This is a genomic window from Bradyrhizobium sp. I71 (assembly GCF_022354745.1).
GTDB classification, from domain to species: domain Bacteria; phylum Pseudomonadota; class Alphaproteobacteria; order Rhizobiales; family Xanthobacteraceae; genus Bradyrhizobium; species Bradyrhizobium liaoningense.
This window is the reverse complement of sequence record NZ_CP059398.1, coordinates 1,951,915-1,964,397: the sequence shown is the minus strand read 5'-3', so window position 1 is coordinate 1,964,397 and position 12,483 is coordinate 1,951,915. Positions and strand designations below refer to the sequence as shown.

Sequence of the window (12,483 nt, the reverse complement as noted above, 5' to 3'; positions counted from 1 at the left end):
TGCGCCCCGGACAAGATGTGAGTAGTTCCGCCGGCCGGTCAGGTTCAAAAGAGCCGCTGCGGGAAATACGCAATTTGAACAGATTCTGCAAAAGAGAAGGGCGGACCGTTCGCGCGGTCCGCCCCATGAAAACTCATCCGTATACGCGATCCCGTCGCGTCGGGCTCAGAGCGTGCAGCGGCGCTCGGCGCGCATCTTGATCTGGACGTCGGACGCCTCCTGGAAGGTCGGGAACGGCTTGCTGACGACCTTGTAGGTCGAGGCGCCAAACTGGAACGGCTTGTACTTGAGGTCCTCGTTCCAGACCTGGCAGATGCCGGTGTTGTCCCAGCGGATCACGTAATAGCCGACCGCCGCCGAGGCCGGCACGGCGAACACGGAACTGGCGATGCCGGCAACGGCACAGAGGGCGAGAACGCGACGCATGAAGTATCTCCTGTGGGGAAGGTGGATCGGAAAATTCGTGCGGTAAAAGCAGGACCTTGGCAAGCCGGGGAGCGGCCGCTCACGGACATGTCAGCCGATCCGAAAGCATTTGGTTCGGCCGCGTGCCCGATGGGCCACAGCCAGCTGACTTGAACCTGACATGACTCTCACTTGGAGAGCGACGCCACCGCCTCGATCTCGATCAGCATCTTCGGATCGGGCAGGGCCTGTACCACGCAGGTCGTGCGCGCAGGATAGGGCGGCGGGCCGAAGGCGCCGGCATAGAGCGCGTTCATGGCGGCGACGTCGGCGGCGCGGGTCAGGAGCACGTTGACCTTGACGAGGTCGCGGATATCAGCGCCGGCCTCCCCCAGCACGCGCCTGATGTTGACGACGACGTTGGCGAACTGGGCCTCGAAACCGTCGGGCAGCGCGCCACTGGCATCGAAGCCGGGAATGCCCGAGACGAACAGGAGATCGCCGACCCGCGTCGCAAAGGACAGCGGCGGGGCCTTGACGTGCGGCGGGGGCGCGAAATGCTGGATCGGCATGGGATCACCTCGGGAAGGTCGCTGACGCCTGAGCGTAGCGGCAGGCGGAGGATGCTCAAAACAAAAAGTGCGAAAACAACCCCATGCACAGTAGGGATCGTGCAGAGATCATTGGGCTTTTTCAGAATTCGGGAACGGCGAACTATCCGCTTGCTCCGTCGGGCAAAACAGGGGCAGAATGGCATGATCGCGGGGCTCCAGCGTCCAGCACCAAACCTCGCCGTCATGCCCGGGCTTGTCCCGGGCATCCACGTTTGTTGTGCCGAGAGGAAGACGTGGATGGCCGGGGCAAGCCCGGCCATGACGCTGTGGAGGCACGTGCCTTAAATGCTGACCTCGCTTGAGACTGCCTTGCCGCGTAGCGAAGGCAGCCTACTGCCATGCCGCGCCCCATCATGTTGCCGCCCCGATCGATGGGGTAAGTTCGCTGCGTCTGATTCGCCAATCCTGCCTTGAAAAATAGCCTCCGGAGACATCCATGAAGTTCGCAACCACCCTTCGCGCCGCGCTGGTCGCCATCGCCGCCCTGGCCGGACTTTCGACCGCCGCGCGGGCCGACAGCGGCTTCGTGACGCTGACGATCTACAAGGCGGGCTGGATCATCGGCGGCTCCGGCGGTTCGGGCGTGCTCAACTTCCGCGGCCGCTCCTATGCGCTCTCCACCGGCGGCCTCGACTACGGCCTCGTGTTCGGCGGCTCGAAAACCGTGCTGCGCGGGCGCGTCTCCAACATCAACCGCCCCTCGGACGTCGCCGGCGTCTACGGCGCGGCGGGTGCAGGCCTTGCCGTCGGCCGCGGCGCCCGCGCCATCGTGCTGACCAACCAAAAGGGCGCGGTGCTGGAACTGACGGGTCACCAGGTCGGGTTGATGGCGAACGCGGATCTCAGCGGGCTCGCGATCACGATGCGGTAGGGCGCGCCCGCCTCACTTCGTAGCCCGCATGAGCGATAGCGATGCGGGTCAACGCTCGGCCCCGGATGTCGCTATCGCTCATCCGGGCTACACTCCGCTCACCATCGCATGAATCCGCTCGCAATGCGCGACGAGATTTTCGTGCGCATCGACGAAGGCCTTCAGCGGCGTCGGGATCGGAAAATAGTAGATGTTGGCGACGAAGCCGTAGATGCCGGCATCGACGCTGGTCGGCGCCGCGCCGTGGACGAAGCCCGCGGCCGGCACGATCTCCGCCAGCACCTGCAGATCGGCAAGCCCCCGCGCGTAGGCCTGCTCGGGCGTGTAGCGGCCGATGCCCTGGTGGTGATAGCGCTGCGCGTTGTACGCCTTCGCCTTCTCGAACCCTTCCGCGTCGATTTGCGGATGCTGCGCGATGAAGCCGTCGCGGAACGCGGGATAGAAGCGCTCGTCCTTCCAGCGCGAATACGACATCACCCAGTAGAGATCGTCCAGCATGCGCGTGACCAGATGATCGATGCGGCGCTGCGCAGCCGACAGCGCGGCATCGATGCCGAGCCGGTATTTCGCGACGACATGCGCGATGATCGTTTCGCTGTCGCCGATGGTCTCGCCGTCATCGACGATGTAAGGCAGCTGCCCGCGCGGCGCGGTGGAGGCATCGAAGATGTGCTCCTGCACGAACGGCACGCCCGCGAGCTTCAGGAAGGCATAGACCTTGAGGCCGTAGCCGTTGTTGTCGGCGACGCCGAAGAGGTCCGGGTAGGAGTAGAGGGTCAGCATCGGCGCGCTCCTCCGTGTGGGGCAACCCAGAATGCAGGGGGGCCGAAATGGATGCAATGCCCTCCCGGAGGCCATGAGCGGAAGCGAGATACGGGTCGACTGCCGGCCCCGGATATCGCTTGCGCTCATCCGGGTTGTGAACGTGACGAGGCGTTGAACACCGCCAATTGCGCCTCGAACGCGCGCTTGAACGCCGGCCGCGCCTTGCCGCGGGCGACATAGGCGGCGATGGCAGGATGTTCGTCCAGCAGGCGAGATGTATTCAGCCGGCGCAGCACCGTCACCATCATGAGATCGCCGGCGCTGAAGGTGCCGTCGAGCCAGTCGGCACCGCCGAGGCGGCGGGACAGTTCGCCGAGCCTGACACGGACGCGGTCCTGCAGCAGGGGCAAGCGCTCCGCGTACCAGCTCCTGTCGCGCTCGACCAGCATGGCCATGCCGAGCTCGACGATCGGCGGCTCCAGCGTGTTCAGGGCCGCAAACATCCACGCGATGGCACGCGCCCGCGCGTTCGGCTCAAGCGGCAGCAGCCCGGCATGACGTTCGGCGATGTCGAGCACGATCGCGCCGGACTCGAACAGCGCGAGATCGCCATCCTCGAAGGTCGGGATCTGCCCGAACGGATGCAGCGCAAGATGCGCCGGCTGCTTCATCTCTTCGAACGAGACGAGGCGAACGTCGTAAGGCTGGCCGACTTCTTCCAGCGCCCAGCGCACCCGCATGTCGCGCGCCTGCCCGCGGCCGCGATCGGGCGAGTTTGCGAAGGCAGTGATGGTGGGAGGCATCTGGCGGCTCCTGGTTGATCGTGCTTTGCACCGGAGGACGAACGGCCGATGCGGATTCCGACACGAGCCCAATGGACGATCTCGTAGCCCGCATGAGCGGCAGCGACATGCGGGTCGCCTGCTGGTCCCGGATGTCGCTTGCGCTCATCCGGGCTACGCCACCTCACCCTGCGCAGGTCTGTAGGATGGGTAGAGCGCAGCGAAACCCATCGCCGGGTCTGCGGTCCAGTCAGCGTTTGGTGTGATCGAACGGGTGCACCTGTTGCTTCGGCTCAGCTGATGGGTTTCGCTGCGCTCTACCCATCCTACAAACTACGCAGCGATCCACGCCGCCAGCTCACGCCACGGCTCAATCGTCCAATGCCCGGACGCCGCGCCGGACGGCGACGGCAGCACGAACACCTCCGGCAGGCTCGCCTCGCGCTTCTGCCGCCCCAGCACAATCCCGCTCGACGGCTTGCCGTAGAACAGGCTCGCCGCCTTCTTGCTCGTGAACGCAATCGTCCGCGGCCGATATGTTTCCATCTTCGCCCTGAAGCCCGGCACGTCGATCGGCTCCGCCGCGATCTGGTGATCCATCCCGGCGCCCGTCTTGCAGAGATCGGTGAAGCCGATCCCGAGGTCGATCAGACTAGCGAACTCGCTGGGCTGATAACGCCGCGGCGTGATGCCGGCCTCGTGGATCGCGCGCCAGAAGCGGTTGCCGGGATGGGCGTAGTAGTGCCCGAGCTCGGCCGAGCGCGTCGAGGCGGCGGTGCCGACGAAGACGAGGCGGAGGTCGGGACGGAGCTGGTCGGGGAGGCGGTGGAGCTTGCTATCGGACAAATCATTTATCCGCGGAGTTGTAGCCCGCATGAGCGTAGCGATATGCGGGGCGACAAAGACCCCGGATGTCGCTACGCTCATCCTGGCTACGCTTGTTTCATCTGGGGTGAAAATGCAAGATCAGTTCGAATGGCCCGAGCCCGAACCCGAAGCCGACAAGGTCATTTTGCGTAACGTCCGCAATCACGGCTGCCATGTCACAGGCATACCAGATGCAAATCCACCGTTTGCATTTTCAATCGGTCTATATCTGAACTATGGGCATCCCGAACTCATCATTTTCGGCCAGAGAGCCGAAACGGCGCAGGCCATCATCAACCTTATCCGCGACCGCGTCGCATCAGGGCATCAATTCGTCGACGGCGATGTCGCCGACGACATGCTGGAGAACGGCTACAAGCTCGGCTTCTGGCAGGTGCCGCTCGGTGTCTATCGCGAATATCTTGGCACGGCGATCTGGTTTTACCAGAAGTCGCGGTTCGCATTCCCGTGTCTCCAAGTCATCTGGCAAGACCTCAATAGGCGTTTCCCCTGGGAGGCGGAATGCTCACCCGCTGTCAAAAAGGATCAGCCGCTGTTGAAGAAAATGGTTTCTTGAAGGGATGCTTCGCAAAAAAAAAGCCGGGCTTTTTGCCCGGCCTCTCAATTTTCAGATGGATGCCCGGGTCAAGCCCGGGCATGGCGAACGGAGGGGCCTCACAACACCCGATTGCTCTCCTTCACCTTCTCCGCGTCCAGATACACGCTTGAGCCCATCTCCTTGAACTTCGCGCTCATCTGCTTCATGCCGTCCTCGGCGGTGCCGCTCATCGACATGCCCACGCTGTTCGGATCGTTCAGCGTCGCGGCATAGTCCCGCACGTCCTGCGTGATCTTCATCGAGCAGAACTTCGGGCCGCACATCGAGCAGAAATGGGCGACCTTGTGGGCTTCCTTCGGCAGGGTCTCGTCGTGGAAGTTCTTCGCGGTGTCCGGATCGAGGCCGAGGTTGAACTGGTCGGTCCAGCGGAATTCGAACCGGGCGCGGGAGAGGGCGTCGTCGCGCAGTTGCGCGGCGGGGTGGCCCTTGGCGAGGTCGGCGGCGTGGGCGGCGATCTTGTAGGTGATGACGCCGGTCTTGACGTCGTTGCGATCGGGCAGGCCGAGATGCTCCTTCGGCGTGACATAGCAGAGCATGGCGCAGCCGAACCAGCCGATCATGGCAGCGCCGATGCCTGAGGTGATGTGGTCATAGCCCGGCGCGATGTCGGTGGTCAGCGGTCCGAGCGTATAGAACGGCGCCTCGCCGCATTCCTTGAGCTGCTTGTCCATGTTGATCTTGATCTTGTGCATCGGCACGTGGCCGGGGCCTTCGATCATGACCTGGCAGCCCTTGTCCCACGCGATTTTGGTGAGTTCGCCGAGCGTTTCGAGCTCGGCGAACTGGGCGCGGTCGTTGGCATCGGCAATCGAGCCCGGACGCAGGCCGTCGCCGAGCGAGAACGAGACGTCATACTTGCGCATGAGGTCGCAGATCTCGTCGAAATGGGTGTAGAGGAAGCTTTCCTTGTGATGCGCCAGGCACCACTTCGCCATGATCGAGCCGCCTCTGGAGACGATGCCGGTGACGCGGCTGGCGGTGAGGTGGATGTATTGCAGGCGCACGCCGGCGTGGATGGTGAAATAGTCGACGCCCTGCTCGCACTGCTCGATCAGCGTGTCCTTGTAGAGCTCCCAGGTCAGCTTGACGGGATCGCCGTTGCACTTCTCCAGCGCCTGGTAGATCGGCACGGTGCCGATCGGCACCGGCGCGTTGCGCAGAATCCATTCGCGGGTGGTGTGGATGTTGCGGCCCGTGGAGAGATCCATCACGGTGTCGGCGCCCCAGCGGATCGCCCACACCATCTTCTCGACCTCTTCCTCGACCGACGAGGTCACCGCCGAGTTGCCGATATTGGCGTTGATCTTGGTCAGGAAGTTGCGGCCGATGATCATCGGCTCGAGCTCGCTGTGGTTGATGTTGCAGGGGATGATGGCGCGGCCGCGCGCGATCTCGTCGCGCACGAACTCCGGCGTGATGAAGGCGGGGACCGACGCGCCGAAGCTTTCGCCGTCGGCCAGCGCTGCCTCGGCGCGTTCGAGCTGCTCCTTGCGGCCGAGATTTTCGCGCGCGGCGACGTAGATCATCTCCTTGGTGATGATGCCGGCGCGGGCGAATTCGAGCTGCGTGATCTTGTGGCCGTCAAGGCCGCGTAAGGGTTTGTGATAGGCCGAGAAGGCGCGCGCGGCCTTGTCGGTGGAGAGGTTGCCGTTGTCCTCCGGCTTGACCTGCCGGCCCTCATATTCCTCGACGCCGCCGCGCTCCAGCACCCATTGCTTGCGGTTGCGCGGCAGGCCGGCGTTGACGTCGATGGTGACGGACGGGTCGGTATAGGGGCCGGAGGTGTCGTAGACCGGCAGGTTGGGCTCGCCCGCGCCCTCGGAGAGGATGATCTCGCGCAGGGGCACGCGCAGGTCGGGCGCGGCGTCAGGCGTTGCGAAGATTTTTCGCGAGGAGGGAAGGGGGCCGGTGGTGACGGCGGGCACGGTCTTGTCGGGATTGGAGCGGATGTTCATGGGGATCCTCCGGTTCAATTTTGTTGTGCGATGTCTGATCTCGTCATCCTGAGGTGATGTTGGGCGCCCGCGCCGCAACGAGAGCCTCGAAGGATGAACGAGCCGGGCCGTCGCCCTTCGAGGGCCGCTGAAGAAGCGGCCACCTCAGGGTGACGGGACGAAGAAGAGCGGACCTGCATCATGCGGCCTCCTTGGATAAGCCGAGCCATTGCCGCACCCGCGCGTCGGGATCGGCGTTCTGGGTGACGTCGCTGACCACCGCGATCGAATCCGCGCCGGCCGCAAAGATTTCTGCGGCGTGCTCGAACTTGATGCCGCCAATGGCAACCAGCGGGATATCGCCGATGCGCTTCTTCCATTCGGTGATCTTCGGGATGCCCTGCGGCTCGAAGCGCATCGATTTGAGCGTTGTGAAGAAGATCGGACCCAGCGCGACGTAGTCGGGCTGGGCTTCGAGCGCGGTCGCAAGCTCGTCGTCGTCGTGGGTGGAGATGCCGAGCTTGAGGCCGGCCTCGCGGATCGCCTTGAGGTCGGCCTCAGTGAGATCCTCCTGGCCGAGATGCAGATATTCTGCGCCGGCGACGACCGCCGCGCGCCAATAGTCGTTCACCACCAGCTTGGCTTGCGTTCCCTTCGTGATCGCCAGCGCGTCGCTGACGATCTGCAGCGCCTGGGAGTCGTCGAGCTCCTTCGCGCGCAGCTGGATGGTGCCGACGCCGAGCTTGGTCAGGCGCTCGACCCATTGAAGGCTGTCGACGACGGGATAGAAACGATCAGGATACGGCATGCCAGAACGGGGTCCCAACGACAGGGGTGGAGGGGGAGGCGAAATCGCGGGCGTTCATCAGCCCGGCTTCATAAGCGGTGCGGCCGGCATCACAGCCGAGGCGGAAGGCGTTGGCCATGGCGACGGGATCGGCGGCCTTGGCGATGGCGGTGTTGAGCAGCACGGCGTCGTAGCCGAGCTCGAGCGCCTGGGCCGCGTGGCTCGGCGCGCCCAGGCCGGCGTCGACCACCAGCGTGATGTCGGGCAGCCGGTCGCGCAAGAGCTTCAGCGCGTCGCGGTTGGTGATGCCCTTGGCGCTGCCGATCGGCGCGGCCCACGGCATCACCACCTTGCACCCCGTTTCGACCAGGCGGCTGGCGACCGAGAGATCCTCGGTGCAATAGGGGAACACCTCGAAGCCGTCCTTGACGAGGATGCTGGCAGCTTCGACGAGGCCGACGACATCGGGCTGCAGCGTGTCGTTGTCGGCGATGACTTCGAGCTTGATCCAGTTCGTGCCGAACAGCTCGCGCGCAAGTTTCGCGGTGGTCACGGCCTCGCGTACGGTGCGGCAGCCAGCGGTGTTCGGCAGCACGGTGACGTCGAGCTCGCGGATCAGCTTCCAGAACGCGTCCCCGGTCTTGCCGCCGGCGGATTCGCGCCGCAGCGACACCGTGACGATGTTGGCGCCGGACGCGCGGATCGCGTCCTGCATGATCGCGGGCGAGGGATAGAGCGCGCTGCCGATCAGGAGGCGGGAGGCGAAGGTCTTGCCGTAGAAGGTCACCATGGCGGTGTTTCCTCGAATTCAGTGCGCTCCCTCGCCCCGCTTGCGGGGAGAGGGTTGGGGTGAGGGGGAGCCTCCGCGGGGACGGTGAGAGTTGGACTCGCGGAGAGTCCCCCTCACCCGGAATTTGCTTTGCAAATTCCGGCCTCTCCCCGCAGGCGGGGAGAGGCGAAGGAAGGCGATAGCTTCACTCATCCCGCTCACCCTCCCTGCCGCGGCGTGATGATCTCGATCTCGTCGCCGGCTTTCAGCGGCGTCTCGGCCCAGCGGCTTTTCGGCACGACGTCGTAGTTCAGCGCGATGGCGAAATGGGTGCCTTCGTAGTCGAGCTCGTTGAGCAGCGCGTCGACGCTTGCGGAATTCACCTCGCGCTGCTCCCCGTTGACGATCACAAGCACTGCATCACCTCATTGTCGATCTGGCCGCGCTGGACATAGGCCAGCGTCAGCTCGGCAAGCGCTGGCGCGATCAGGAAGCCGTGGCGGTAGAGCCCGTTGACGCTGATCTTGCCGCCACGGATGCCGATGCGCGGCAGGTTGTCGGGATAGGCGGGCCGCAGGCCCGAGCCGAATTCGAGGATGCGGGCCTCGCCGAACGCCGGATGCACGGTATAGGCCGCGCCCAAAAGCTCCAGCGCCGAGCGCACGCTGACGCCGGTGTCTTCGGCCTCGATCGAGGTCGCGCCCAGCATGAACAGGCCCGCCTCGCGCGGGATGACGTAGAGCGGCCAGCGCGGATGGATCAGCCGTACCGGGCGCGCCAGCTGCACCTCACTGGTCTCGATCAGGATCATCTCGCCCTTGACGCCGCGAAGCTCCGGCTGCTCGTCGCGGGCACTGATGCCGCGGCAGTCGATCACGATGCCCTCGGGATCCTTTGCGAGGTCGTTTGCAGTGACGTCGCTGGAAAACTTGATGGTGCCGCCGGCGGCGCGGATGCGCTCATGCAGCTTCGGCAGCACGCGGCGCGGCTCGACATGGCCCTCGGCCGGGAAGAACAGCGCGTCGCGGAAGCGTCCCTCCAGCGAGGGCTCCAGCGCGGCGAGGCCGGCGGCGTCGAGCCGCTCGTGGCCCTCGGTCATCCGGGCGAAGCGCTCGAAATCGTTGCGCTCGCGCGGATGGGAGACGACGAGCGAGCCGTTGAAAGGCGTGTCGGGCAGCTCGCGCCGCCAGATGTCGAGCGAGCGCAGCCCGAGGCGGCTGATGATGGGTTCTGCGACCTCGGCCTCGCAATAGGGCGCGAGCATGCCGCCGGCCCAATGGCTGGTGGCGTCCGTCATCGCCTCGTCACCGCGCTCGTGCAGGGTCACGGCGTGACCGGCCTGTGCGAACAGCAAGGCCTGCCAGGCGCCTGCGATGCCTGCGCCGATGATGGATACCGGGGAATCCGGTCGCTTGGTGGTCTGCAACATCCCTGTCCCTTCGCCGGCATGACCCGGATCAGGTTCAAAGGGTCACCGCGGTCCTGGGCAGGATTGCCCATTTAGCGGTATCTCAGCTCCTCCTCGGAGCACCCCTCGGAACGGTGCTAATGTATGCCAGTGGCGGGCGGTGTCAACGCGTGTTGGCCCGGAACCTCAGTGTCCGTGCCCCGGACGAGATGCAGCGCGCCGCCCTTTGCGGCGTGGTGCGTCGCAGAGCCGGGGCCCAGGGCTGGAGCGCGAGGTTGCTGGGTCCCGGCTCTGCGCAGCAGCGTTGCACGCTGCAGCGCGTCCGGGACACAAGAAGCTTATTTCAAGGCCTGCGCCCGCGCGTTGCGGAAGCCTTGTGCGAGCTTGCGGCGCGGCGCGGTTCCGAACATCGGCTGCGGATTGCCGTTCGGCTCCAGCCAGCTCTCGTTGCTGGCCTGCTGCACGATCGCCTGTTGCTGCTCCTGTCGCTGGCGCTTTGCAGCGTAGTAATAGCCGCCCGCGAAATAACGCACGGCTCGGGCATGATCGCCGTTGGCGGCGCGATAGGCGCCGGCGAGGTATTTGACCGCGTAGGTGAGGTTGGTGTTGGGATCGCGCAGGCCGGCGGCATCGCCGGTGTAGCCGACCCCACGGGCGGTCGCGAGCTTGATCTGCATCAGCCCGATGGTGCCGCCCCGGCCGACGAGGTGCGGCTGGTAACGGCTCTCGCGCATGATCACGCGGTGCACCAGCGCTTCCGGCACGCCGTTGGCGCGGGCATGGGCCGCGACCATCTCGGCATATTCGGCTTCGCCGGCGAACGCGGCCTGCGGCAAAATCAATCCGGCCGCGAGCAACGCGGCAACGCGTAAAATTTTCATCAGTTATTCCCGACTTGCCTGCGCCCGGCTGCTGTTAGGCAACCCGAACGCGGCGATGATGTGACCAAACGACGCCGTTAACGTTTTTGCGGTGCCGTGCCGCCGTTACGACTCAAAGCTGGCGTAATTGGGCTTCCGGGGCGGATGACCCCCGCTCGCGACAGCACGCCTGTCTATTCGTGCCGGCTCGCGAAAGCGAGCACGCAAGCGCTGCAAATCGGGAGAGGTGCCATGACAAAAGCCAGCCTCGTCAGTGCACACACCGGCGACATCCCCAGACACAACCCTTGCGCCCAGTGCGGCACGCCGATCGCGCAGCCCGATTGGATCGAGCCGGGCGAGGGGCGCGTCTCCTACCTCTGGACCTGCCGCGCCTGCAATTATCGCTTCGAGGCGGTGGCAATCTTCCCGCATGAGGCTGTCGAGCACCCGCCGCTCGCGGCGTGAGGTGCGTCAAGCCGCGAGCCGCGGCTCCTGCCAGATCGGCAATCGCATCCGCACGATCAGGCCATGTGGCTCGCGGTCGTGCAGCGACAGCTCGCCGCCATGGGTGATCGCGATCGCGCGCGCGATCGAGAGGCCGAGCCCGAAGCCGGTGGACTCGTCCATGGTGCGCGCGTCGTCGCCGCGCACGAACGGCTCCAGCATCTCCTGCTTGCGCGCATCCGAAATGCCGGGGCCGTCGTCCTCGACGTCGATGACGAGCGTCGTGCCCGAGACGACGAGACGGATCGTCACCTCGGCGCCGAAGCGCACCGCGTTCTCGACGAGGTTGGTGACGCCGCGATGCAGATCGTCGGGCCGCGCGGCGGCGGTCGCGGACGCCGGCCCGTCGTATCGCACGACATGGCCCATGTCGCCGAACTGGTCGGCGATGAGCTGGAGCGTGCTGGCGATGTCGACCAGCGTCAAGGCCTCGATCTTGCGATCGTTGCGCAGCAGCGACAGCACCGATTCCAGCATCGAGCGCATCTGGTCGAGGTCGATCAGCATGCGCCTGCGGTTGCCCTCGTCCTCGATGAACTCGGCACGCAGGCGCAGCCGCGTGATCGGCGTGCGCAGGTCATGGCTGATCGCGGCCAGCATCCGCGTGCGATCCGCCATCAGCCGCGCGATCCGCTCCTGCATGCGGTTGAGCGCGCGCGCGACCTGGCGGATCTCTTCCGGGCCGCGCTCGGGCAGCGGCTCGGAAGTGCGGTCGAGACTGAAATTCTCGGCGGCCTTGGCGAAGGACGACAGCGGCCTCGTCAGCGTACGCGCCGCCCACAGGCCAAGCACGGTGACACAGATGAAGGCCGTCATCAGCGCCGTTAGCCAGGGCGCGCCCCAGAACATCGGCCGCGGGCCGCCGTCGACACGGGCTGCGATCATCGTGCCGTCGGGCAATTCGATGCCGACGCGGCGCGCATTCCCGTCCGGGGCGAGCTGCACCGCCTTGAAGCCCGGGGGGAGGTGGCGGCGCATCCCGCGCAGGTGCGGACTGTCGCTCGTCTCGGCGGTCGCGGTGCCGGGTGCCGGCATCTCGATGCCGAGCCTGGGAAAGGCGCGCGCCAGATCGGCGACGAGGCGCGGCCGCTCGCTCGCCTCGGCCGCGCCGAGCAGCAGTGCGGCATCGGTCAGTTGATGGGCGCCGTCCGGCGGCGTCTCCTGGCGGTCGGGCCGGCCGATCAGGAAAGCGGTGGTGACGACGAGATGGAGCGCGACTGTCGACGCCAGCACCAGCGCGGCGATCTGCCCGCCGATGCCGTTGAGGTGGAAGAACCCGGGCGGCTTCATCTTCG

General features: G+C 65.7%; 15 protein-coding genes and 1 riboswitch. Of the genes, 3 read left to right on the top strand and 12 right to left on the bottom strand.

All coding sequences use genetic code 11. The features are described from left to right. Positions 1-165: 165 nt before the first annotated feature. Positions 166-426 (bottom strand): hypothetical protein, encoded by a 261-nt coding sequence (locus tag FJV43_RS09785; RefSeq protein WP_239626532.1) that lies wholly within the window; start codon positions 424-426, stop codon positions 166-168. 167 nt (positions 427-593) lie between these two features. Continuing rightward, on the bottom strand, positions 594-977 hold the full coding sequence (locus tag FJV43_RS09780) for a RidA family protein (RefSeq protein WP_239626530.1): 384 nt from the start codon (positions 975-977) through the stop codon (positions 594-596). A gap of 478 nt (positions 978-1,455) precedes the next feature. Between FJV43_RS09780 and FJV43_RS09775 the strand changes: the two genes are divergently transcribed. Continuing rightward, complete coding sequence (locus FJV43_RS09775; RefSeq protein WP_239626528.1) at positions 1,456-1,890, top strand: hypothetical protein; 435 nt, start codon at positions 1,456-1,458, stop codon at positions 1,888-1,890. Positions 1,891-1,977: 87 nt separating this feature from the next. On the opposite strand, the gene FJV43_RS09770 is transcribed toward FJV43_RS09775, so the two are convergent. The 3 genes from FJV43_RS09770 to FJV43_RS09760 form a co-directional block, all read right to left on the bottom strand. Further along, positions 1,978-2,673: a glutathione S-transferase family protein gene (locus tag FJV43_RS09770; protein ID WP_239626527.1), complete on the bottom strand. Its 696-nt coding sequence runs from the start codon at positions 2,671-2,673 to the stop codon at positions 1,978-1,980. 125 nt (positions 2,674-2,798) lie between these two features. Continuing rightward, positions 2,799-3,458, bottom strand: coding sequence for a glutathione S-transferase family protein (locus FJV43_RS09765; RefSeq protein WP_239626525.1), 660 nt, complete (start codon positions 3,456-3,458; stop codon positions 2,799-2,801). Positions 3,459-3,770: 312 nt separating this feature from the next. Then, positions 3,771-4,313 (bottom strand): mismatch-specific DNA-glycosylase, encoded by a 543-nt coding sequence (locus FJV43_RS09760; RefSeq protein ID WP_239626524.1) that lies wholly within the window; start codon positions 4,311-4,313, stop codon positions 3,771-3,773. Between FJV43_RS09760 and FJV43_RS09755 the strand changes: the two genes are divergently transcribed. Continuing rightward, a complete protein-coding gene (locus FJV43_RS09755) occupies positions 4,312-4,881 on the top strand; it encodes a DUF4262 domain-containing protein (protein WP_239626522.1) in 570 nt (189 codons plus the stop codon). The genes FJV43_RS09760 and FJV43_RS09755 overlap by 2 nt on opposite strands. Positions 4,882-4,979: 98 nt before the next feature. On the opposite strand, the gene thiC is transcribed toward FJV43_RS09755, so the two are convergent. The 6 genes from thiC to FJV43_RS09725 all read right to left on the bottom strand — a co-directional run bounded on the left by thiC (position 4,980) and on the right by FJV43_RS09725 (position 10,702). Next, on the bottom strand, positions 4,980-6,878 hold the full coding sequence (gene thiC, locus FJV43_RS09750) for a phosphomethylpyrimidine synthase ThiC (RefSeq protein WP_239626520.1): 1,899 nt from the start codon (positions 6,876-6,878) through the stop codon (positions 4,980-4,982). A gap of 178 nt (positions 6,879-7,056) precedes the next feature. Next, positions 7,057-7,665 carry a thiamine phosphate synthase gene (locus tag FJV43_RS09745; protein WP_239626518.1) on the bottom strand — a complete coding sequence of 203 codons (609 nt, stop codon included), beginning with the start codon at positions 7,663-7,665 and terminating at the stop codon, positions 7,057-7,059. Continuing rightward, complete coding sequence (locus tag FJV43_RS09740) at positions 7,652-8,434, bottom strand: thiazole synthase (RefSeq protein ID WP_239626516.1); 783 nt, start codon at positions 8,432-8,434, stop codon at positions 7,652-7,654. Before FJV43_RS09740 ends, FJV43_RS09745 begins: the two co-directional genes overlap by 14 nt. A gap of 197 nt (positions 8,435-8,631) precedes the next feature. Then, positions 8,632-8,829, bottom strand: a complete 198-nt coding sequence (gene thiS, locus FJV43_RS09735) for a sulfur carrier protein ThiS (RefSeq protein WP_239626514.1) — start codon at positions 8,827-8,829, stop codon at positions 8,632-8,634. Next, positions 8,820-9,842 (bottom strand): FAD-dependent oxidoreductase, encoded by a 1,023-nt coding sequence (locus FJV43_RS09730; RefSeq protein WP_239626512.1) that lies wholly within the window; start codon positions 9,840-9,842, stop codon positions 8,820-8,822. Before FJV43_RS09730 ends, thiS begins: the two co-directional genes overlap by 10 nt. Further along, a riboswitch (TPP riboswitch) is annotated at positions 9,830-9,958 on the bottom strand. It overlaps the preceding gene by 13 nt. Before the next feature lie 201 nt (positions 9,959-10,159). After that, a complete protein-coding gene (locus FJV43_RS09725) occupies positions 10,160-10,702 on the bottom strand; it encodes a lytic transglycosylase domain-containing protein (protein WP_239626510.1) in 543 nt (180 codons plus the stop codon). Between the two features lie 231 nt (positions 10,703-10,933). Between FJV43_RS09725 and FJV43_RS09720 the strand changes: the two genes are divergently transcribed. Beyond that, a complete protein-coding gene (locus tag FJV43_RS09720; protein ID WP_028178064.1) occupies positions 10,934-11,149 on the top strand; it encodes a hypothetical protein in 216 nt (71 codons plus the stop codon). A 6-nt stretch (positions 11,150-11,155) separates the two neighbouring features. Here the strand turns inward: FJV43_RS09720 and FJV43_RS09715 are convergent, their stop codons facing one another. Then, entirely contained in the window at positions 11,156-12,478 is a 1,323-nt protein-coding gene (locus tag FJV43_RS09715) for an ATP-binding protein (RefSeq protein ID WP_239626508.1), read from the bottom strand. Between the last annotated feature and the right edge of the window lie 5 nt (positions 12,479-12,483).

Bases quoted from the DNA above. Each gene is read 5' to 3' on its own strand.
- FJV43_RS09785 (WP_239626532.1), bottom strand. From the start codon at position 426: ATGCGTCGCGTTCTCGCCCTCTGTGCCGTTGCCGGCATCGCCAGTTCC.
- FJV43_RS09780 (WP_239626530.1), bottom strand. From the start codon at position 977: ATGCCGATCCAGCATTTCGCGCCCCCGCCGCACGTCAAGGCCCCGCCG.
- FJV43_RS09775 (WP_239626528.1), top strand. From the start codon at position 1,456: ATGAAGTTCGCAACCACCCTTCGCGCCGCGCTGGTCGCCATCGCCGCC.
- FJV43_RS09770 (WP_239626527.1), bottom strand. From the start codon at position 2,673: ATGCTGACCCTCTACTCCTACCCGGACCTCTTCGGCGTCGCCGACAAC.
- FJV43_RS09765 (WP_239626525.1), bottom strand. From the start codon at position 3,458: ATGCCTCCCACCATCACTGCCTTCGCAAACTCGCCCGATCGCGGCCGC.
- FJV43_RS09755 (WP_239626522.1), top strand. From the start codon at position 4,312: ATGAGCGTAGCGATATGCGGGGCGACAAAGACCCCGGATGTCGCTACG.
- FJV43_RS09760 (WP_239626524.1), bottom strand. From the start codon at position 4,313: ATGCGGGCTACAACTCCGCGGATAAATGATTTGTCCGATAGCAAGCTC.
- thiC (WP_239626520.1), bottom strand. From the start codon at position 6,878: ATGAACATCCGCTCCAATCCCGACAAGACCGTGCCCGCCGTCACCACC.
- FJV43_RS09745 (WP_239626518.1), bottom strand. From the start codon at position 7,665: ATGCCGTATCCTGATCGTTTCTATCCCGTCGTCGACAGCCTTCAATGG.
- FJV43_RS09740 (WP_239626516.1), bottom strand. From the start codon at position 8,434: ATGGTGACCTTCTACGGCAAGACCTTCGCCTCCCGCCTCCTGATCGGC.
- FJV43_RS09730 (WP_239626512.1), bottom strand. From the start codon at position 9,842: ATGTTGCAGACCACCAAGCGACCGGATTCCCCGGTATCCATCATCGGC.
- FJV43_RS09725 (WP_239626510.1), bottom strand. From the start codon at position 10,702: ATGAAAATTTTACGCGTTGCCGCGTTGCTCGCGGCCGGATTGATTTTG.
- FJV43_RS09720 (WP_028178064.1), top strand. From the start codon at position 10,934: ATGACAAAAGCCAGCCTCGTCAGTGCACACACCGGCGACATCCCCAGA.
- FJV43_RS09715 (WP_239626508.1), bottom strand. From the start codon at position 12,478: ATGAAGCCGCCCGGGTTCTTCCACCTCAACGGCATCGGCGGGCAGATC.